This window comes from Streptomyces thermodiastaticus (assembly GCF_014656135.1).
GTDB classification, from domain to species: domain Bacteria; phylum Actinomycetota; class Actinomycetes; order Streptomycetales; family Streptomycetaceae; genus Streptomyces; species Streptomyces thermodiastaticus.
This window is the reverse complement of record NZ_BNBV01000003.1, coordinates 242,734-261,617: the sequence shown is the minus strand read 5'-3', so window position 1 is coordinate 261,617 and position 18,884 is coordinate 242,734. Positions and strand designations below refer to the sequence as shown.

Annotated in this window: 19 protein-coding genes and 2 pseudogenes; 3 read left to right on the top strand and 18 right to left on the bottom strand. The window is 72.4% G+C overall.

Translation table 11 applies throughout. The features are described 5' to 3' along the window. Positions 1-13 precede the first annotated feature (13 nt). Positions 14-1,249, top strand: a complete 1,236-nt coding sequence (locus IE286_RS04770) for a TerD family protein (protein ID WP_189795328.1) — start codon at positions 14-16, stop codon at positions 1,247-1,249. Positions 1,250-1,307: 58 nt separating this feature from the next. On the opposite strand, the pseudogene IE286_RS04765 reads toward IE286_RS04770, so the two are convergent. From IE286_RS04765 to IE286_RS04755, 3 genes and pseudogenes are all read right to left on the bottom strand, one after another. Beyond that, positions 1,308-1,580, bottom strand: a pseudogene (locus tag IE286_RS04765) (helix-turn-helix domain-containing protein); the annotation flags it as partial. Positions 1,581-1,794: 214 nt separating this feature from the next. Continuing rightward, positions 1,795-3,237 carry an alkaline phosphatase PhoX gene (locus tag IE286_RS04760; RefSeq protein WP_189795327.1) on the bottom strand — a complete coding sequence of 481 codons (1,443 nt, stop codon included), beginning with the start codon at positions 3,235-3,237 and terminating at the stop codon, positions 1,795-1,797. Between the two features lie 181 nt (positions 3,238-3,418). Next, the gene (locus tag IE286_RS04755; protein WP_189795326.1) at positions 3,419-4,900 is read right to left on the bottom strand and encodes an amino acid adenylation domain-containing protein; all 1,482 of its coding nucleotides are present in this window, start codon (positions 4,898-4,900) and stop codon (positions 3,419-3,421) included. 387 nt (positions 4,901-5,287) lie between these two features. On the opposite strand from IE286_RS04755, the gene IE286_RS04750 reads away from it, so the two are divergent. After that, positions 5,288-7,123 (top strand): DUF8508 domain-containing protein, encoded by a 1,836-nt coding sequence (locus IE286_RS04750; protein WP_189795325.1) that lies wholly within the window; start codon positions 5,288-5,290, stop codon positions 7,121-7,123. A gap of 104 nt (positions 7,124-7,227) precedes the next feature. Here IE286_RS04750 and IE286_RS04745 read toward each other — a convergent pair whose 3' ends face one another. Genes IE286_RS04745 through IE286_RS04730 form a run of 4 tightly spaced genes read right to left on the bottom strand, consistent with a single transcriptional unit; the run spans position 7,228 to position 9,207 of the window. Then, positions 7,228-7,830, bottom strand: a complete 603-nt coding sequence (locus IE286_RS04745; RefSeq protein WP_189795324.1) for a DUF3618 domain-containing protein — start codon at positions 7,828-7,830, stop codon at positions 7,228-7,230. Then, positions 7,827-8,279: a phage holin family protein gene (locus IE286_RS04740; RefSeq protein WP_189795323.1), complete on the bottom strand. Its 453-nt coding sequence runs from the start codon at positions 8,277-8,279 to the stop codon at positions 7,827-7,829. The genes IE286_RS04745 and IE286_RS04740 overlap by 4 nt, the downstream gene beginning before the upstream one ends. A gap of 56 nt (positions 8,280-8,335) precedes the next feature. Next, on the bottom strand, positions 8,336-9,046 hold the full coding sequence (locus IE286_RS04735; RefSeq protein ID WP_189795322.1) for a hypothetical protein: 711 nt from the start codon (positions 9,044-9,046) through the stop codon (positions 8,336-8,338). Then, positions 9,043-9,207, bottom strand: a complete 165-nt coding sequence (locus IE286_RS04730; protein WP_189795321.1) for a hypothetical protein — start codon at positions 9,205-9,207, stop codon at positions 9,043-9,045. The genes IE286_RS04735 and IE286_RS04730 overlap by 4 nt, the downstream gene beginning before the upstream one ends. Positions 9,208-9,338: 131 nt before the next feature. Here IE286_RS04730 and IE286_RS04725 point away from each other — a divergent pair. Beyond that, a pseudogene (locus IE286_RS04725) lies at positions 9,339-10,096 on the top strand (dihydrodipicolinate synthase family protein); the annotation flags it as partial. A gap of 63 nt (positions 10,097-10,159) precedes the next feature. Here the strand turns inward: IE286_RS04725 and dapD are convergent. From dapD to IE286_RS04670, 11 genes are all read right to left on the bottom strand, one after another. Continuing rightward, a complete protein-coding gene (dapD, locus tag IE286_RS04720; protein WP_189795320.1) occupies positions 10,160-11,146 on the bottom strand; it encodes a 2,3,4,5-tetrahydropyridine-2,6-dicarboxylate N-succinyltransferase in 987 nt (328 codons plus the stop codon). 64 nt (positions 11,147-11,210) lie between these two features. After that, positions 11,211-11,747 carry a TetR/AcrR family transcriptional regulator gene (locus IE286_RS04715; RefSeq protein WP_189795319.1) on the bottom strand — a complete coding sequence of 179 codons (537 nt, stop codon included), beginning with the start codon at positions 11,745-11,747 and terminating at the stop codon, positions 11,211-11,213. Further along, a complete protein-coding gene (locus tag IE286_RS04710) occupies positions 11,747-12,067 on the bottom strand; it encodes a DMT family transporter (RefSeq protein ID WP_189795318.1) in 321 nt (106 codons plus the stop codon). Before IE286_RS04710 ends, IE286_RS04715 begins: the two co-directional genes overlap by 1 nt. A gap of 101 nt (positions 12,068-12,168) precedes the next feature. Further along, positions 12,169-12,501, bottom strand: a complete 333-nt coding sequence (locus IE286_RS04705) for a metal-sulfur cluster assembly factor (protein ID WP_125497462.1) — start codon at positions 12,499-12,501, stop codon at positions 12,169-12,171. Continuing rightward, positions 12,498-12,965, bottom strand: a complete 468-nt coding sequence (gene sufU / locus IE286_RS04700; RefSeq protein WP_189795317.1) for a Fe-S cluster assembly sulfur transfer protein SufU — start codon at positions 12,963-12,965, stop codon at positions 12,498-12,500. The genes IE286_RS04705 and sufU overlap by 4 nt, the downstream gene beginning before the upstream one ends. An 11-nt stretch (positions 12,966-12,976) precedes the next feature. Beyond that, complete coding sequence (locus IE286_RS04695) at positions 12,977-14,233, bottom strand: cysteine desulfurase (protein ID WP_189795316.1); 1,257 nt, start codon at positions 14,231-14,233, stop codon at positions 12,977-12,979. Further along, the gene (sufC, locus tag IE286_RS04690) at positions 14,230-14,994 is read right to left on the bottom strand and encodes a Fe-S cluster assembly ATPase SufC (RefSeq protein WP_189795315.1); all 765 of its coding nucleotides are present in this window, start codon (positions 14,992-14,994) and stop codon (positions 14,230-14,232) included. Before sufC ends, IE286_RS04695 begins: the two co-directional genes overlap by 4 nt. Before the next feature lie 7 nt (positions 14,995-15,001). Continuing rightward, complete coding sequence (locus IE286_RS04685; RefSeq protein ID WP_189795314.1) at positions 15,002-15,325, bottom strand: non-heme iron oxygenase ferredoxin subunit; 324 nt, start codon at positions 15,323-15,325, stop codon at positions 15,002-15,004. Continuing rightward, a complete protein-coding gene (sufD, locus tag IE286_RS04680; RefSeq protein WP_189795313.1) occupies positions 15,322-16,512 on the bottom strand; it encodes a Fe-S cluster assembly protein SufD in 1,191 nt (396 codons plus the stop codon). The genes IE286_RS04685 and sufD overlap by 4 nt, the downstream gene beginning before the upstream one ends. A 60-nt stretch (positions 16,513-16,572) precedes the next feature. Further along, positions 16,573-17,994 (bottom strand): Fe-S cluster assembly protein SufB, encoded by a 1,422-nt coding sequence (gene sufB, locus IE286_RS04675; protein ID WP_189795312.1) that lies wholly within the window; start codon positions 17,992-17,994, stop codon positions 16,573-16,575. Continuing rightward, a complete protein-coding gene (locus IE286_RS04670; protein WP_189795311.1) occupies positions 17,991-18,752 on the bottom strand; it encodes a helix-turn-helix transcriptional regulator in 762 nt (253 codons plus the stop codon). Before IE286_RS04670 ends, sufB begins: the two co-directional genes overlap by 4 nt. Between the last annotated feature and the right edge of the window lie 132 nt (positions 18,753-18,884).

The following is an 18,884-nucleotide window of genomic DNA, read 5'->3' as shown; positions in this document are numbered from 1 at the left end:
TCACATGACAGCTATGACCCCTGGCTCGAACATGCCTCTCTCCGCCGTGCGCGTGGCGGTGGACGTCGCGGCCCCGGTGCGGCTCGACGTGTCGGGCCTGCTGCTCACCGCCGACGGCAAGGTGCGCTCCGACGACGACTTCATCTTCTACAACCAGCCCTCCGGCCCGGGCGTGACCTACCGCTCGGGCGGCGGCACGGCCCCGGACACGATCACCGTGGACACGGCCGCGGTGCCGCCGGACATCGAGAAGATCGTGGTCACCGCCAGCCCGGACGCGGCCGGGCAGACCTTCCAGGGCATCGAGCCCACGGCGACCGTGCGCAACGCCGACGACGGCTCGGTGCTGGCCACGTTCACGCCGCCGCAGCTCGGCCCGGAGACGGCACTGCTCGTCATGGAGATCTACCGGCGCAACGGCCAGTGGAAGGCGCGGGCCGTCGGCCAGGGGTACGCCGACGGGCTGGCCGGGATCGCCACCGACTTCGGCGTCACCGTGGACGAACCGGCCGCCGCCCCCGCCGCCCCGGCGCAGCCGGTCACTCCTCCGCAGCCGGTGGCCCCGCCCCAGCCGGTGGCTCCGCCGCCGCCCGCGATGCAGACGCCGGCCGGGCCGCCCGCGCCGGCCGCTTCCCCGGCCCCGCAGGCCGCCGCTCCCGCCCCCGGCACCGGCAAGGTGAACCTGGACAAGGGCCGGGTGAGCCTGCAGAAGAACCAGACGGTCTCCCTCGTCAAGGGCGGCCGCCCGCTGCTGTCCCAGGTGCGGATGGGGCTCGGCTGGGAGCCGGCGTTCCGCGGCGCCGACATCGACCTGGACGCCTCCGTCATCGCCTACGGCCCGCAGCGCAACCACATCGACAGCTGCTACTTCGGCAAGCTGACCATCCTGAACGGCGCGATCCAGCACTCCGGTGACAACCTCACCGGCGAGGGCTCCGGCGACGACGAGGTGATCACGGTCGACCTGGGCCGCCTCCCCCAGGAGGTGACCGGCCTGGTGTTCACCGTGAACTCCTTCTCCGGGCAGAAGTTCACCGAGGTCGCCAAGGCCTACTGCCGGCTGCTCGACGGCGTCACCGGCGAGGAGCTGGTCCGCTTCGACCTCACCCACGCCGAGCCGCAGACCGGTGTGATGATGGCCAAGCTCATCCGGCAGTTCTCCGGCGAGTGGGAGATGACCGCGATGGGCGAGTTCGTCAAGGCCCGCACGGTGCGGAACATGGTGAAGCCGGCGGCGCAGGCGCTGTAGCCGGGCACGCGGCGCCGGGGAGCGTGCGCCCTCAGCCGGAGGGCGCCACCGGGGTGTCCGCCAGTTCGCCGGCGCGGGCGGCGATGGCCTCGATCCGGTCCAGACAGGCCGCCTCCAGCAGGGCCCGCCGGTTGGGGAAGTGCCGGTGGAGGGTGCCGGCTCCGACGCCGGCCCGCTTGGCGATGTCGTCGAGCGAGGCGTTCTCCCCGTGCGTGGCGAAGGCCTCGGCGGCCGCCTTCAGCAGGCGCTCGTAGTTGCGCCGAGCGTCCGCACGCATGGGCCTGACCTGCGCCGTCCACCTGCTCCTTGCCCCTGGAGGCCGTCCGCCCATGCCAGCGGGCGCCACCCGCGCACCCGGTCTCACCGGCCCGCTGGGCCGCCGGGTGCGCGGGCGGGCACGGCCGGGCAGACCGTCACCGGCACCGTGACCGGCAGGCGCCGGTTCGCCGGTGCGGTGGCCCCGCGACGGTCCGCCCGTGCCCGTCCGCGACGTCATGGACGGTCGCGCCGTCCGGTGCCGCGGACGATCCGGACGGCGCCCGGTCTCACCGGCGCTGCCGCTTCCAGGGCCCGGTGATGGCCAGCATGATGCCCGGCTCCTGGATGTTGGCGTACAGGGTCCTGCCGTCCGGCGAGAAGGTGACGCCGGTGAACTCGCTGTACTCCGGCTCCTCTTCGGTGCCGATGTTCAGTTCGTTGCGGGCGATGGGGTAGGTGCGGCCGCTCTCGGTGGCGCCGAACAGGTGCTGGACGCCCTCGCCGTCCTCGGCGATGATCAGCCCGCCGTACGGGGAGACGGTGATGTTGTCGGGGCCGTCGAAGGCGCCGTCCTTCTCCGGGTCCCGGTTGACCCCGAGCAGCACCTGCAAGGTCAGGGTGCGGCGGGACGGGTCGTAGAACCAGACCTGGCCGTCGTGCTGGACCGGGCTCTCCTCACGGGCGTAGGAGGAGACGATGTAGGCGCCGCCGTCGGCCCACCACATGCCCTCCAGCTTGCGGGCGCGGGTGACCTGGCCGTCGGTGAACTGCTTGCGGACGGAGACCCTCCGGGCGTCGCGGTCGGGCACCGCGACCCAGTCGACGCCGTAGACGGTGCCCGTTCGCGTGGCCCGCGACAGGTCGTCGACGAAGCGGCCGCGGGAGTCGAAGCACCGGAATGCCTCCAGCACACCCGCGTCGTCGGCGAGGGTGCGCAGCCGGCCGCGGCCGTGCCGGAAGCCGTGCGGCGGGGTCCAGCGGTACAGCAGACCGTTGGGGCCGGAGGCGTCCTCGGTGAGGTAGAGGTGGCCGCGCTTGGGGTCCACGACGACGGCCTCGTGGGCGTAGCGGCCCAGCGCCTTGACCGGCCGGGGGTCGCGGTTGGCCCGGCGGTCCTCCGGGTCGACCTCGAAGACGTAGCCGTGGTCCTTGGTCATGCCGTTCTGGCCGGCCTTGTCCTCGGTCTCCTCGCAGGTCAGCCAGGTGCCCCAGGGGGTGCGGCCGCCGGCGCAGTTGGTGGAGGTGCCGGCGATGCCGACCCACTCGGCGACCTGGTCGCCGCGCACCTCGACGACCGTGCAGCCGCCGGCGGCGGCCGGGTCGTAGACGAGGCCCTCGGGCGTCGGCACCGGGTGGTCCCAGTCGGCGCGGGGGCCGCCGAGTTCGTGGTTGTTGACGAGGAGGGTCGTGCCGCGCGGGCCGGCGAAGGCGGCGGTGCCGTCGTGGTTCGAGGGCGTGAACTCACCGGACTCCAGCCGGGTCCGGCCGCTGTAGGTGACGATCCGGTAGGAGAAGCCGGCCGGCAGGGCCAGGATGCCGTCCGGGTCGGGCAGCAGCGGGCCGTAGCCGGCCTCGGGGCCGTCGTCCTGTCCCCTCGCCGCGGCCGTGGCGCCGTCGGTGGCGGCGAGGGCGTTCGGCGCGGTGGCGAGGGCGCCGACGCTGCCGGCCAGGGCGATCCCTGCGCCGGTGAGCGCGGACGTCCTGGCGAAGTCCCTGCGGGTGAGCGACATGCTGTCTCCTGTGACGGTGTCGGTGCCGTGGAGGGTGGCGTACCTCGATCCGGCGCAACCGTCGCGACCGTGGCTGAACTCCGGTTGAACACCGGCCGGCCGGGCAGGTGCCGCTTCGGTGAATCCGCCGGCCCCGTCCCGGCGGCCGGCGGGGAACCGCGAGGAGACAGCAGCCGGGGCGTCAGCGTCCGTGGGCGGAGCGGGCCTTGAAGGCCGCCGTGCGGGCCTGTTTGGCGATCCGGCGGTCCGGGTGCAGCCGTCCCACCGCCTCCAGGACCTGCGCGGTCTGCGGGTGGTCCACCCGCCAGGCCGCGGAGAAGAACCCGCTGTGCTGCTCGGCCAGTCCCTGCACCAGGGCGTGCAGTTCCTCGACGTCGCTGTCGGCCGCCAGCTGGGCGGCCACGGTGTCGATGGTGAGCCAGAAGACCATCTCCTGCGACGGCGGCGGCACGTCGGGAAGGCCCCGCTCGGTCAGCCACACCCGGGCCAGCCCGCCCAGTTCGGCGTCGTCCAGCACCTCGCGCAGCGCCGGCTCGGCCTCGGCGCCGATCAGCGACAGCGCCTGCTGGCAGCGCAGCCGGCGCAGCGGGGCGTCCGCGTCGGCGCCGCGCGCGGCGGCCAGCAGGTCCCGTGCCGCGTCGGCCGGGGCGCGGCGGGCCAGCCACTGCTCGGTCTCGGCGTGGGCGGCGGCGGGCGGGTAGCCGGCGAGTCCGGCGAGCAGCGCGTCCGCTCCCTGGCCGGCCAGGTCACCGAGCGCGGGCGCCTGGTGTCCGGCCTTCAGCAGCCGGGCGCGCAGCCCGTACACCCCGAGGGGGGTGAGGCGCACCATGCCGTAGCGGGCGACGTCCGTGTCGTCGACGGGCGCCGCGCCGCGGCCGGTCGGCGCGGTCCGGTCCGCCGTGTCCCCGGTGTCCGCCGCCGCGGTGTCCGCGTCCGCGGTCGCGGCGTCCGTCAGCACCGTCGTGTCGACCGGCCGGTACTCGACCAGTCCGGCCGGCTCCAGCAGCCGGAACTGCCCGTCGAGCCGCAGCAGCGCCTGGGAGACCTGTTCCAGGACGGCGTCGGAGGGCCGCCGCAGATCGCCGGGCCGGATCACGGACGCGGCGAGCGCGGGCAGCGGCACGGGTGCGCCGGACGGCTCGTCCTCGGCCGCGGTGAGCGCGTACAGCTCGGTCAGCACCCGGTCGAGGAAGTCCGCCCGGGCGCGCGCGGTCAGGCCGCGGGTGGACCAGGAGGCGGTGCCGGGCTCGTCGTACAGGTCGTCCGGGCCGGGCGCGCTCGCCTGATCCAGCACGGTCTCCAGCGCCGTCCGCCACACGGTGAGCACGTCCTGCGGGGAGCCGCCGGTGAGCAGGCGCAGGGTGGCTCCGGCGGCGACGGTGCCCTGGTCCGGGTCGGTGATCTCCACCAGGCGGGTGTCCACCGCGATCCGCCACGCCCGGGCGGCCGCGTCCGCCGCGTCGTCCCCGGTCAGGGCGAGTTCCTCGGCGGCGGCGGGCAGCTGTTCGGCCACCAGGGCACCCTGGGCGTCGACCCGGGTGCCGGGGCCGGCCCAGCGGGCGAGCCGGGCGGCGCGGGACAGCAGCTCAGTGGTGAGGGCGTCCCGCGCCAGCTGCGGCTCGGAAGCCGGACGCACCGGCGGCAACGGGGAGCTGTCGGACATCGGCTGGTTCTCCTGATGGCGGTCCCGGGGGACCTGGACGGCCCGGGGCCCGAGGGCCCGGGGGTGGTCGGGGCGCCGGCGCACCCGGCGCGGGGAGCCGGACGCCCATGGTGTCGAGGCTCGTGTGCCCCGGCCGCTCAGCCTAGACGGATTTCCCCCCATGCCGCCCGGTTCATCTCCCGGTCACGGTCCGTTCCGCGGCTGGAACCTTGACAACTGGCCTGGAAGCACAGGAAATTGACGCGCGTAGAAGCCGCGGGCGGCATGCGCCGTCGCCGCCCGCCCCTCCTCCGCACGCGCGTCGCCGCACTGCCGGTCGCGGCCCGCGCGGTCGCATGTCCGCTCCACCTCGTCCCGGTGCCTCGTCACGTCCTCGGAGGAATCCTGGTGCCCAGAGCGTCTTCCGCGCGTCTCGCCGCGCTGACCGTCGCCGCCGTCTGCGGTGCGACCCTCGCCGCCCAGACGACCGTGCTCACCGCGCCCGCGCACGCGGACTCCGTGCGCATCCACGACATCCAGGGCACCACCCGGCTGTCGCCCTACGCCGGCCGGCAGGTCACGGACGTGCCCGGCCTCGTCACCGGTGTGCGCACCTACGGCTCGTCCAAGGGCTTCTGGATGCAGGACCCCAGCCCGGACGACGACCCGGCCACCAGCGAGGGCGTCTTCGTGTTCACCGGCTCCGCCCCGAAGGTCGCGGCCGGTGACGCGGTGACGGTGACCGGCACCGTCTCGGAGTACGTCCCGGGCGGCACCGGCTCGGGCAACCAGTCGGTGACGGAGATCACCAAGCCGGCCGTGACCGTCGTCTCCCACGGCAACCCGGTGCCCGCCCCGGTGGTCGTGGACGCTCGTACCGTCCCCGACGCCTACACCCCGGCCGGGGACCCGGCCGCGAACAACTCCGTGGGCGCGCTGCCGCTGCGGCCGTCCGCCTACGCCCTGGACTACTACGAGTCCTTGGAGGGCATGAACGTCCAGGTGTCCGACGCCCGCGTGGTCACGGCCACCGACCCCTACAGCGAGCTGTGGGTGACGGTGAAGCCCGGCGAGCACCGCAGCAGCCGCGGCGGCACGGTCTACGGCTCCTACGACGCGCAGAACACGGGCCGGCTGCAGATCCAGTCGCTGGGCTCCGCCGACGACTTCCCGGTGGCCGACGTCGGCGACACCCTCACCGGCCCCACCACCGGCCCGCTGGACTACAACCAGTACGGCGGCTACACCCTCGTGGCCGACCGCATGGGCATGCTGCGCAAGGGCGGGCTGCAGCGCGAGACGACCCGCAAGCAGTCCTCCGGCGAGCTGGCGGTGGCCACCTACAACGTGGAGAACCTGGACCCGTCGGACACCACATTCGCCGCGCACGCCGACGCGATCGTGCACCGCCTGCAGGCGCCCGACATCGTCTGCCTGGAGGAGATCCAGGACGACAACGGCGCCACCGACGACGGCACGGTGAGCGCGGCGAAGACGGTCAGCGCGCTGATCGACGCGATCGTCGCGGCCGGCGGCCCGCGGTACGACTGGCGTTCCGTCGACCCGGTCGACGGCCAGGACGGCGGCGAGCCCGGCGGCAACATCCGCCAGGTGTTCCTGTTCAACCCGGCGCGCGTGTCCTTCACCGACCGCCCGGGCGGCACCTCCACCACCGCGGTCGGGGTCACGAAGATCCACGGCAAGGCGGCCCTGACGGCCTCCCCCGGCCGGATCGACCCCGCGTCCGACGCGTGGACGTCCAGCCGCAAGCCGCTGGCCGGGGAGTTCGTCTTCCGCGGCAGGACCGTGTTCGTGATCGCCAACCATTTCGCGTCCAAGGGCGGCGACCAGGGCCTGACCGCCCAGTACCAGCCGCCCGTGCGCAGCTCGGAGACGCAGCGGCACCGGCAGGCGGCCGAGGTGCACGCCTTCGTGGCCCAGTTGCTGAAGGTGCAGAAGAACGCGGAGGTCGTCGTCCTCGGTGACCTGAACGACTTCGAGTTCTCCGGCACCGCGAAGATCCTCGAGGGCGACGGCGAGCTGTGGTCGGCGGTCAAGTCGCTGCCCGCGAACGAGCGTTACACCTACAACTACCAGGGCAACGAGCAGGTTCTCGACCAGATCCTGATCAGCCCGCGGATCCGCCGGGCCGGCCGCTTCTCCTACGACAGCGTGCACATCAACTCGGAGTTCCACGACCAGATCAGCGACCACGACCCGCAGGTCCTGCGGTTCCGTCCGTGAGCGGCCCTTGCCCGTGACGGCCGCCCCGGCCGAGGGACGGGGCGGCCTTCGTGTGTCCCCGGTGGCCGCCGGTCAGGGGCCGAGAGCGGCGGCGGGCGGACCGCTCACCGGCAGCGGGTGTGCCGGCGGGCCAGCACGCCCCAGGTCACCAGCGCCGTGCCCGCCACACCGGCGAGCGTCAGCGGGACGGGGTGGCGGCGGCAGGCCTGGAGGGCGCCCTCGACCGGGCGCGCGACCGTGTGCCCGGTCCGCCCGGCGGTCTCCTGGAGCCGCTGCCCGGCGTGTCCGGCGCGCTCCTGTATGCGGTGCCCGGCCTGTCCGGCGCCCTCGTGCGCCCGGTGGGCGGCCCGTGCGACGCCTTCCTGGGCCCGGTGGCCGGCGCGTCCGGCGCCTTCCTGGGCCCGGTGGCCGGCGTGGCTCGCCGTGCGCTGCGCGCGCTGCCCGGCGTGGCCGATCGTCTCCTGGGCACGGTGGCCCGTCTGCGCGGCGGAGCCGCGCAGACGCCCGGTCATCGCGCCGGCCTTGTCCCGCAGGCCGGTCGCCCGCGCCCGGGCACGGCCCTTCACGTCCGCCTTGGCGGCCAGCTCCTCGACCGTGTCGCCGAGCCGGCGCCTGGTCTCCTCGATCTGCTGCCGCAGCTCGTCGGGGCCTTTCGCACCGACGGAGCGCGCGGCACCGCCGTCCGCCCGCTGCATCCTGTCCGTCATCGGTGGTGCGCCCTTTCCTTGATCACCTCGACATCGGCCCGGACGCTGCCGATCGCCCGCTGCGGTGTGGGCGGGCCGACCTGCCGCAGCTGGGCCCGGCCGACCAGAGCCAGCAGCCCGGCGATCAGGAACAGCGCACCGGCCACGACCAGCGCCGCCGCCCACACGGGCAGCACCAGCGCCAGCGCGGCACCGGCTGCTCCGGCGAGGGCGAACAGGCCGATGTAGCCGAGGGCGCCCGCGGCGCCCAGCAGCCCGCCGCCGCGTCCCGCGCGCTTGCCCTTGGCGGCCAGCTCCACCTTGGCGAGGGCCGCTTCCTGCCGCACCAGCTGGGAGATCTGTTCGGTGGCCTGGTGGACGAGTTCTCCCACCGAGCGGTCGCCCGCGCGGTGATCGTCCGCCGGTTGGCGCTCGTCGCGTACCCCTGTGGCGTCGATGGTCCCGGTCACGTCTGTCCCGCCTCCTCTCGGTCCGGAACACCCCGGGTACCCCCGCACGCTGTCCGCTATCCGTGGTCCGCGCCGGGGCCGCGCTCGCCCAGCCGCGCCAGCTGGGTCTGGAACCAGTCCAGTCGGGCCTGCAACAGGGCTGCCTCGGCGACGAGTTCGCGCAGGTTGAGCGTGCCGGGCCCGCCCGCGCCCACGGGCCCGCCGGGCTCCGCGGCGACGGCACCGCCCGTTCCCTCCGCGGCGAGGACGCGCAGTCCGTCTCCGGCCAGGCGGGCGAATGCCGCGAGGGTGAGACAGATGCGCCCGCGCACACAGCCGGCGCATGCGCTGGTCAGCGCCCGCAGCCCGGGCCGGCCCCAGCCCGCGTCGGCCAGCGCGGCCGGGCGCGCCCCGCATGCGCAGGGCCCGACCGTCATGGTCCGCACCCGCTGGCGTGCGTAGCGGAAGCCGCGCTCGTAGCGGATGTAGGCGCCGAGCACCCGGACCTCGAGCAGCACGGCGCCGCGATGCCCGGCGGTGCACAGCAGGCCCTCGGCGGCCGTGCGGTCGTGCAGACAGTGGAACCCGCAGTCGCACAGCCGGGCGGGCGGCCGGTGCCGGCGCCCGTACACACAGCCGGCGTCGGCGACGACGGCGTAGGGCTCGGCACCGCCGAGCGAGACCCCGGTGAAGCCCGCCCAGGTGCCGTCCTGGGAGAGCACCGGGAAAGCGATCTTGTATCCGGTCGGCGGCTGGGGCGGGCGTTCCCTCGGCAGCCGCAGCCTCATCGGGCGGAGGGGGCCTCGTGCGGTGCGTCGTCCGCGGCGGCCCGCGGTGCGAGGCCGGCGTCGGTGCGTTCCCTCCTGTGCTGCTCGCGCTGCTCGGGGGCGACCCGCGGCTCCTGCTCCTCCTGCGCGTATCCGGTGGCCAGTGCCTTGCCGAGCTTCATGACGCCTCCATGAGCTGCCGGTCGGTGACCTCGGCACCATGGTGACCCATACGGGCGGATTTGCCCACAGGGCGCCCGGGCGACCGTGCAGCAGTGTCCGCGCGGCGCCGATGCCACGAACATGACAACCGCTGCTCAACGGCACCACGGGCGAGTCGCCCACCACCACGGACGCCGAGAAGGCCGCGCTGATCCGGGCGGTGCGCGAGGCCGTGGGCGACCGGGCCACGATCGTCGCGGGCGTGGGCGCCGCCGGCACCCGGCACACCGTGGAGATCGCCCAGGAGGCGCGGAAGGCAGGAGCCGACGCGGTGCTGGTGGTGACCCCGTGCTGCGGCAGGCCGCCGCAGGACGCGGGCGAGGCGCGCTTCCGCACGGTCGCCGACGCCTGCGGCCTGCCCGTCATGCTGTACGACATCCCCGGCCGCACCGGCACCCGTGTCGAACCCGCCACCCTGCTGCGGCTGGCCGGACACCCCGGGATCGTGGCGGTCAAGGGCTGCGCCGGCGATCTGCTGGGCACGCAGAAGGTGCCTGCCGGAAGCGAGTCGGCGGTCTGCGCCGGCCGCGACGAGCACCGTCTCGCGCTGATCGCGGCGGGTGCCGCCGGCTGTGTCAGCACGGTGGCGAACGCCGTCCCGCGTCAGGTGCGGGCCGTTTCGGAGGCGTTCGACGCGGGCGACACCGCACGGGCGGCCCGGCTGCAGCAACGCGCCATCGAGTGCATCGAGCTGACGAGGTGTTCCGGCCTGCCCGGCACGGTCACCGTCAAGGTGCTGCTCGGTGCCCTCGGGCTGCAGGCGGGCCCGTCTGTGCGCCGCTGCGGCCGACCGGCGCGGAGACGGACGCCCGTCTGCCGGCCGCGTACGAGCGGCTGACCGGCGACTGAGCGAAGCGCCCCGCGCGGGCCCGGCGTTCGGCCGAGCCGGGCCCGCCTGCGGGCCGCCGTGGGTCAGTTGTGCTGGTGCAGCACCTCGTTCAGGCCGCCCCAGACCGCGTTGTTCGGGCGGGCCTCGACCGCGCCGGTGACCGAGTTGCGGCGGAAGAGGATGTGGGAGGCGCCGCTCAGCTCACGGGCCTTGACGACCTGCCCGTCGGGCATGGTCACCCGGGTGCCGGCGGTGACGTACAGGCCGGCCTCGACCACGCACTCGTCGCCGAGGGCGATGCCCACGCCCGCCTCGGCGCCGATCAGGCAGCGTTCGCCGATGGAGATGACCACGTTGCCGCCGCCGGAGAGGGTGCCCATGGTGGAGGCGCCGCCGCCGATGTCCGAGCCGTCGCCGACGACGACACCGGCGGAGATGCGGCCCTCGACCATGGAGCTGCCGAGGGTGCCCGCGTTGAAGTTCACGAAGCCCTCGTGCATGACCGTGGTGCCCTCGGCGAGGTGGGCGCCGAGGCGGACCCGGTCGGCGTCGCCGATGCGGACGCCCTTGGGCACGACGTAGTCGGTCATCCGCGGGAACTTGTCGATGGAGGTGACCTGCAGGTGCAGGCCCTCGGCGCGGGCGTTGAGGCGCACCTTCTCGATGTCGTCCACCGCGACCGGGCCGAGCGAGGTCCAGGCGACGTTGGCGAGGTGGCCGAAGATGCCGTCCAGGGACAGGCCGTGCGGCTTGACCAGGCGGTGCGAGAGCAGGTGCAGGCGCAGGTAGACGTCGTGGGCGTCGATCGGCTTCTCGTCCAGCGAGGCGATGACCGTGCGGACCGCGACCACCTCGACGCCCCGGCGGGCGTCCGGGCCGATGGCCGCCGTCGCACCGCCGCCCAGCAGCCGCGCGGCCTGCTCGGCGGACAGCCGCTCGGTACCGGCCGGACCGGGCTGGTCGGCCAGCTCGGGCGCGGGGAACCAGGTGTCGAGGACGGTGCCGTCACAGGCGATCGTGGCAAGGCCGGCGGCCACGGCGCCGGTGGTGCGTGCAGCAGACTCGGTCATGGGACAAAACCTAACGTGAGCGGGCTGGTGAGGGCGAACCGCGTCTCGCCAGCCGGGCGTGCCGTCAGGGGATGAGCCGGGCGAGGGCGTCGCGCGCGTAGTCCTCGTCGTACGGCCTGCCGGTGAGCAGCGCCTCCAGGCAGATGCCGTCCATCAGCGCCACCAGCGCACGGGCGGTGACCGCGTCGGTGCGGCGGGCGAGGAGGGCGGCCAGGACACCGGCCCACTCGGCGGCGACCGGGCGCAGCGCGGGGCGGCGCAGGGCGGCGAGATACAGCTCGTACTCCAGCTCGATCTCGCTGCGGTCGCCCCGGAGCCACTCCCCCATCCAGGCCGCGAGTTCGGCGGCCAGGTCGGTGTCCGGGTCGCTCAGCGCGCGGCGGGCGGCGATCGTGCCGGCGAAGTCCTCGCCGGCCTGGCGCAGGGCGGCCAGGAGCAGGTCGTCGAGGGTGGCGAAGTGGTACGTCGTGGACCCCAGGGGCACGTCCGCCTCGGCCGCCACCGAGCGGTGGCTCAGCCCGGCGATGCCCGAGCGGGCGACGACACGGATCGCGGCGTCGATGATCCGCTGCCGACGCCCGGGGTCCCAGCGGCGGGCCATCAGTGGGCTCCGCCGAGGTTCAGCACCACCACACCGCCGATGATCAGGACGATGCCGGCGATCTTGGCGAGGGTGAGTCCCTCGCCGAACAGCAGCAGGCCGAGCGTGGCGACGGCCGCGGTGCCGATGCCCGACCAGATGGCGTAGGCGGTGCCGATGGAGACGGACTTCAGGGTCTGGGCCAGCAGCGCGAAGGACAGCACATAACCGAGGAGGGTGATCAGCGACGGTCCGAGCCTGCTGAAGCCCTCGCTGTACTTCATGGCGGTGGTGGCGGCGACTTCCGCGGCGATGGCGCCGGCGAGCATCACGTATCCCATGAGCGGAGCGTACCGGCGGTATGTACACTCGTACACAACGAGGGTGAAAGAAACGGCGAGGCCCGGGCGGACCTCGCCGTTTCGTGTGCTCCAGCGGTGTGTCAGACGTTGAACCCGAGCGCGCGCAGCTGCTCGCGGCCCTCGTCGGTGATCTTGTCGGGGCCCCACGGCGGCATCCAGACCCAGTTGATGCGCAGCTCGTTGACGATGCCCTCGGTCGCGGACCGGGCCTGGTCCTCGATGACGTCGGTCAGCGGGCAGGCCGCCGAGGTGAGGGTCATGTCGACGGTGGCCACGTTGGAGTCGTCGATGTGGATGCCGTAGACCAGCCCCAGGTTGACGACGTCGATGCCCAGCTCGGGGTCGACGACGTCCATCAGGGCCTCGCGGAGTTCCTCCTCCGAGACCGGCTTCATCTGGGCCGTGTCGCTCATGCCGTCTTCCTTTCGGCCTCGGCGCCGGCCAGCGCCTGGGCCGTCGCGTCCTTCCACGCCATCCAGCTCAGCAGGGCGCACTTGACCCGCGCGGGGTACTTGGAGACGCCGGCGAAGGCCACCGCGTCCTCCAGCACGTCCTCCATCGCCTCGTCGGGCTCGATCCTGCCCTTGGACTGCATCAGCTCCAGGAACGTCTCCTGGATCTTCTGCGCCTCGGCGAGGTCCTTGCCGACGAGGAGATCGTTCAGCACGGAGGCCGACGCCTGGCTGATGGAACAGCCTTGCCCCTCGTACGAGACGTCCTGGATCGTCGTGCCGTCGTACTTGACGCGAAGCGTGATCTCGTCGCCGCACGTCGGGTTCACGTGGTGCACCTCGGCGTCGCCATCCCTGAGCCCCCGCCCGTGGGGGTTCTTGTAGTGGTCCAGGATGACGTCCTGGTACATGGAGTCCAGCTTCACGCCTCAGCCCCTCATCCGAAGAAGTTCCGTACGTGCTCCAGGCCGTCGACCAGAGCGTCGATCTCGGCCGGCGTGGAGTACAGATAGAACGACGCCCGCGTGGTCGCAGGAATTCCGTAGCGGAGGCACACCGGGCGGGCGCAGTGGTGGCCCACGCGCACCGCGATGCCCTGCTCGTCCAGGACCTGGCCCACATCATGCGGGTGGATGTCACCGAGCGTGAAGGAGATCGCCGCGCCGCGGTCCTCGGCCGTGGCCGGGCCGATGATCTTCAGATCGGGGACCTCGGCGAGCCGCTTCACCGCGTACTCGGTGAGCGCGTGCTCGTGGGCGAGGATCTTCTCCATGCCGATGGAGTTCAGGTAGTCGATGGCCGCGCCCAGGCCGACCGCCTGCGCGATCGGCGGGGTGCCGGCCTCGAACTTGTGCGGCGCCGGCGCGTAGGTCGAGGAGTGCATCGACACCGTCTCGATCATCTCGCCGCCGCCCAGGAACGGAGGCAGGTCCTCCAGGAGTTCCTGACGGCCCCACAACACACCGATGCCGGTCGGACCGCACATCTTGTGGCCGGTGAAGGCCACGAAGTCGGCCTGGAGAGCCTGCACGTCCAGCGGCATGTGCGGCGCCGCCTGGGAGGCGTCGATGCAGACCAGGGCGCCGACCTCCTGGGCGCGGCGGACGATCTGCTCGACCGGGTTGACGGTGCCGAGGATGTTGGACACCAGCACAAAGGAGACGATCTTCGTCTTCTCCGTGATGATCTCCTCGATGTTCGACAGGTCCAGACGTCCGTCGTCGGTCAGGCCGAACCACTTCAGCTTCGCGCCCGTGCGCTGCGAGAGCAGCTGCCAGGGAACGATGTTGGAGTGGTGCTCCATCTCGGTGATGACGATCTCGGTGTCGGCGTCCACCCGGTAGGGCTCGTCGGCCCAGCCGAGCATGTTCGCCACGAGGTTCAGCGACTCGGAGGCGTTCTTGGTGAACACCACCTCGTCCCGGCTGGGCGCGTTGATGAACGCCGCGACCTTGTCGCGCGCGCCCTCGTACAGCGCCGTGGCCTCCTCGGCCAGCACGTGCACGCCGCGGTGGACGTTGGCGTTGTGCTGTTCGTAGTACTCGGAGAGCACATCGAGCACCTGGCGCGGCGTCTGCGAGGTCGCCGCATTGTCCAGGTACACCAGCTTCCGGCCGTCGTGGACCAGCCGGTCCAGGGTCGGGAAGTCCTTGCGGATCGCCTCGGTGTCGAGGAGGCCCGGCAGCTGTGTCACGCGGATACGCCACCCTTCACGTACGCCTCGTAGCCCTCGTTCTCCAGCTTGTCCGCCAGCTCCGGCCCACCGGACTCCACGACCCGGCCGTCGGCGAACACATGGACGTGGTCGGGCTTGATGTAGCGCAGGATGCGCGTGTAGTGGGTGATGAGCAGGGTGCCGACCTGGCCGGTCTCGCGGACGCGGTTGACGCCCTCGGAGACGATGCGCAGCGCGTCGACGTCCAGACCGGAGTCGGTCTCGTCGAGGATCGCGATCTTCGGCTTGAGCAGCTCCAGCTGGAGGATCTCGTGGCGCTTCTTCTCACCGCCGGAGAAGCCCTCGTTGACGTTGCGCTCGGCGAAGGAGGGGTCCATGTGGAGACGCTCCATGGTCTCCTTGACCTCCTTGACCCAGGTGCGCAGCTTGGGGGCCTCGCCGCGGACCGCGGTGGCGGAGGTGCGCAGGAAGTTGGAGACGGAGACGCCCGGGACCTCCACCGGGTACTGCATCGCCAGGAACAGGCCCGCGCGGGCACGCTCGTCGACCGACATCGCCAGCACGTCCTCGCCGTCGAGGGTGACCGTGCCGCCGGTGACGGTGTACTTGGGGTGACCGGCCAGCGAGTAGGCGAGGGTCGACTTGCCCGAGCCGTTGGGGCCCATGATGGCGTGCGTCTCACCCTGCTTCACGGTCAGGTCGACGCCCTTGAGGATCTCCTTCGTGGCGTTGTCGGCCTCGACGGTGACGTGCAGGTCTCGGATTTCAAGCGTTGCCATGGGTGCCTCAGGACTCCTGGGAGAGGGAGACGAGCACGTCGTCCCCTTCGATCTTTACGGGGTATACGGGGACGGGACGCGTCGCCGGAAGTGCGTCGGGCTTACCGGAACGGAGGTCGAAGCGCGAGCCGTGCAGCCAGCACTCGATGTGGCAGTCGTCGACCTCGCCCTCCGACAGCGAGACGTTCGCGTGCGAGCAGATGTCGTAGATCGCGAACACCTCGCCCTCGGTGCGCACCACGGACACGGGCGTGCCGTCGATCTCCACCCGTTTCGGGGTGTCGTCCTCCAGCTCGCTCAGCCCGCAGACACGTACGAAGGCGTTGCTCATGCGACCGAGGCCTCCAGCTCCTGTTCGATCTTGGTGAGCAGGCGCTCCTCGATGTCCTGCACACCGATCTGCTGGACCAGCTCCGCGAAGAAGCCGCGGACCACCAGGCGGCGGGCCTCGTTCTCCGGGATGCCGCGGGCCATCAGGTAGAACAGCTGCTCGTCGTCGAAGCGGCCGGTGGCGGAGGCGTGGCCGGCGCCGACGATCTCGCCGGTCTCGATCTCCAGGTTGGGGACGGAGTCGACCCGGGCGCCGTCGGTGAGCACCAGGTTCCGGTTCATCTCGTAGGTGTCGGTGCCCTCGGCCCTGGCCTCGATGAGCACGTCACCGATCCACACCGCGTGCGCGTCCTCGCCCTGCAGCGCGCCCTTGTAGGCGACGTTCGACTTGCAGTGCGGGGCGCTGTGGTCGACGAAGAGCCGGTGCTCCTGGTGCTGCCCGGCGTCGGTGAAGTACAGGCCGTACAGCTCGGCCTCGCCGCCGGGCCCGGCGTAGGTCACCCGCGGGTGCAGCCGGACCAGGTCGCCGCCGAAGGTGACGACCACGGACTTGAAGGAGGCGTCCCGCCCGACCAGCGCGTTGTGCTGGGCGACGTGGACGGCCCGGTCGTCCCAGTCCTGGACGGAGACGACGGTGAGCTTGGCGCCGTCGCCGAGGACGTAGTCGATGTTCGCGGCGAGCACCGCGTCACCGGTGTGGTCGATGACGACGACGGCCTCGGCGAACGCGCCCAGCTCGACGACCTGGTGGCCGAAGGCGGCGCCGCCCTCGCCGTGCACCGCGATGCGGATCGGCTCGGTGAGCTGGGTCTCCTTCGGCACGGTCACGACGGACGCCTGCTCGAAGGCGGAGTACGCCTGGGCGGCGACGCGGTCCACGGGGGTGCCGGCCTTGCCGAGCCGGGCGTCGTCACGGCCGACGGTCTCGACGGTGACACCCTCGGGCGCCTCGACGACGACCTTCACGCCCTGGCCCGCGGCGACGGCCGTGCCGTCGTGCAGGCCGCGAAGGCGCTCCAGCGGGGTGAACCGCCACTCCTCCTCGCGGCCGTGCGGGACGGGGAAGTCCGCCACGTCGAAGGACGGCGGCGCGCTCATCCGCGTGGCCACGGTCGACTCGGCGGCGACCGCGATCTGGCCCGCGGTGGTGGATCCCACGGGGGTGGGAGAGTTCTGGGCCTCAGCCATGGCTGTCGTAATGCTCGCTTTCCGTTGCGTATGGGCCTGACGGGGGTGCTGCGGCGGCGGTCAGCCGACCGCGCCCTCCATCTGCAGCTCGATCAGCCGGTTGAGCTCCAGCGCGTACTCCATGGGCAGCTCCTTGGCGATCGGCTCGACGAAGCCGCGCACGATCATCGCCATCGCCTCGTCCTCGCTCAGACCGCGGCTCATCAGGTAGAAGAGCTGGTCCTCGGAGACCTTGGAGACGGTGGCCTCGTGGCCCATGGACACGTCGTCCTCGCGGACGTCGACGTAGGGGTAGGTGTCGGACCGGGAGATGGTGTCCACCAGCAGCGCGTCGCACAGCACGTTCGACTTGGAGCCGGGGGCGCCCTCGCCGATCTCGATCAGACCGCGGTAGGAGGTGCGGCCGCCGCCGCGCGCCACCGACTTGGAGACGATGTTGGACGACGTGTTCGGCGCCATGTGGACCATCTTGGCGCCGGCGTCCTGGTGCTGGCCCTCGCCGGCGAAGGCGATGGACAGCGTCTCGCCCTTGGCGTGCTCGCCCATCAGGTAGACGGCCGGGTACTTCATCGTCACCTTGGAGCCGATGTTGCCGTCGATCCACTCCATGGTCGCGCCCTCGTAGGCCACGGCGCGCTTGGTGACCAGGTTGTAGACGTTGTTCGACCAGTTCTGGATGGTCGTGTAGCGGCAGCGGGCGTTCTTCTTGACGATGATCTCGACGACCGCGCTGTGCAGGGAGTCGCTCTTGTAGATCGGCGCGGTGCAGCCCTCGACGTAGTGCACGTAGGCACCCTCGTCGACGATGATCAGGGTCCGCTCGAACTGGCCCATGTTCTCCGTGTTGATGCGGAAGTAGGCCTGCAGCGGGATCTCCACGTGCACACCCGGCGGCACGTAGATGAAGGAGCCGCCGGACCACACGGCGGTGTTCAGCGCGGCGAACTTGTTGTCACCGGCCGGGATGACGGTGCCGAAGTACTCCTTGAAGAGCTCCGGGTGCTCCTTCAGCGCGGTGTCGGTGTCGAGGAAGATGACGCCCTGCTGCTCCAGGTCCTCGCGGATCTGGTGGTAGACGACCTCCGACTCGTACTGGGCGGCGACACCGGCCACCAGGCGCTTCTTCTCCGCCTCGGGGATGCCCAGCTTGTCGTAGGTGTTCTTGATGTCCTCGGGCAGGTCCTCCCAGGACTCCGCCTGCTTCTCCGTGGAGCGCACGAAGTACTTGATGTTGTCGAAGTCGATCCCCGACAGGTCCGAGCCCCAGTTCGGCAGGGGCTTCTTCTCGAAGAGCCGCAGGCCCTTGAGGCGGAGCTTGGTCATCCATTCCGGCTCGGACTTCTTGGCGGAGATGTCCCGGACGACGTCCTCGTCCAGGCCGCGACGCGCCGTCGCGCCGGCCACGTCCCGGTCGGCCCAGCCGTATTCGTACGTGCCCAGGCCCTCGAGTTCGGGGTGGGCAGTCTCCGTGGGGAGAGTCATGCGGGGTTCCTCCCGGCCGTGCTAGCAGATGCGGTGTCGCTGGAGTCGGAAATCTTGGGGATGAACGTCGTGCAGACGCCGTCGCCGTGGGCGATGGTCGCCAGCCGCTGGACGTGGGTTCCCAGCAGTTCGGCGAAGACCTCCGTCTCCGCCTCGCACAGCTGCGGGAACTGTTCCGCGACGTGGGCGACCGGGCAGTGGTGCTGGCAGAGCTGCTCGCCCTGCTGCGGGAGGGGCGCGCTGCGCGTTGTAGCAGCGTACCCGTCCGCACTCAGCGCCTTGGCCAGTGCTTCGGCGCGCCGTCCGGGGCCTGCCCTCTCGATCGCCTCACGGTACGCGCCGGCCTGCGCGGCGAACCGGGCCCGGGCGAAGGCGGCGACCGCGGCGCGGCCGCCCTCCCGCTCGGCGATCCAGCGCAGCGCGGCCACGGCCAGCTGGTCGTAGGACTGGTCGAAGGCGTCCCGGCCGCAGTCGGTGAGCGCGAACACCTTGGCGGGCCGACCGCGCGTACGCGTCCCGTACACCCGGCGGTCTCGCGCCTCGACCACGTCGTCGGCGACCAGGGCGTCCAGGTGGCGCCGTACGGCCGCCTGGGTCAGACCCAGCCGTCCGGCCAGCTCGGCGACGGTCGACGGGCCGTGGTCCAGGATGGACCGCGCGACCCGGTTGCGGGTGGAGCGATCCGCGCGCAACCCGGCCGCGAACTCGTCCTGCGGGGCCCCCTGGGGGGCCTCCCGAGCCACGCCGACGTTTTTCACAACGCCATTGTTGCGTAATTCCTCGGACAGTGACAAGCGGCCTCCCCCCGGCCGGGCGGTGCCGTGCATCACTAAGGCAGACCTAAGCCGACCTGCGGAAAAGAACCGGCCGTCCGCAAGCACCCCTCCGGC

Excerpts from the sequence above, each read along its gene's own strand:
- IE286_RS04715 (WP_189795319.1), bottom strand. The coding sequence starts at position 11,747 with ATGGCCCGCCGCTGGGACCCCGGGCGTCGGCAGCGGATCATCGACGCC.
- dapD (WP_189795320.1), bottom strand. The coding sequence starts at position 11,146 with ATGACCGAGTCTGCTGCACGCACCACCGGCGCCGTGGCCGCCGGCCTT.
- IE286_RS04685 (WP_189795314.1), bottom strand. The coding sequence starts at position 15,325 with ATGAGCAACGCCTTCGTACGTGTCTGCGGGCTGAGCGAGCTGGAGGAC.
- IE286_RS04745 (WP_189795324.1), bottom strand. The coding sequence starts at position 7,830 with ATGACGGACAGGATGCAGCGGGCGGACGGCGGTGCCGCGCGCTCCGTC.
- IE286_RS04755 (WP_189795326.1), bottom strand. The coding sequence starts at position 4,900 with ATGTCCGACAGCTCCCCGTTGCCGCCGGTGCGTCCGGCTTCCGAGCCG.
- IE286_RS04760 (WP_189795327.1), bottom strand. The coding sequence starts at position 3,237 with ATGTCGCTCACCCGCAGGGACTTCGCCAGGACGTCCGCGCTCACCGGC.
- sufB (WP_189795312.1), bottom strand. The coding sequence starts at position 17,994 with ATGACTCTCCCCACGGAGACTGCCCACCCCGAACTCGAGGGCCTGGGC.
- IE286_RS04705 (WP_125497462.1), bottom strand. The coding sequence starts at position 12,501 with ATGAGCGACACGGCCCAGATGAAGCCGGTCTCGGAGGAGGAACTCCGC.
- IE286_RS04710 (WP_189795318.1), bottom strand. The coding sequence starts at position 12,067 with ATGGGATACGTGATGCTCGCCGGCGCCATCGCCGCGGAAGTCGCCGCC.
- IE286_RS04730 (WP_189795321.1), bottom strand. The coding sequence starts at position 9,207 with ATGAAGCTCGGCAAGGCACTGGCCACCGGATACGCGCAGGAGGAGCAG.
- sufC (WP_189795315.1), bottom strand. The coding sequence starts at position 14,994 with ATGGCAACGCTTGAAATCCGAGACCTGCACGTCACCGTCGAGGCCGAC.
- sufD (WP_189795313.1), bottom strand. The coding sequence starts at position 16,512 with ATGGCTGAGGCCCAGAACTCTCCCACCCCCGTGGGATCCACCACCGCG.
- IE286_RS04770 (WP_189795328.1), top strand. The coding sequence starts at position 14 with ATGACCCCTGGCTCGAACATGCCTCTCTCCGCCGTGCGCGTGGCGGTG.
- IE286_RS04735 (WP_189795322.1), bottom strand. The coding sequence starts at position 9,046 with ATGAGGCTGCGGCTGCCGAGGGAACGCCCGCCCCAGCCGCCGACCGGA.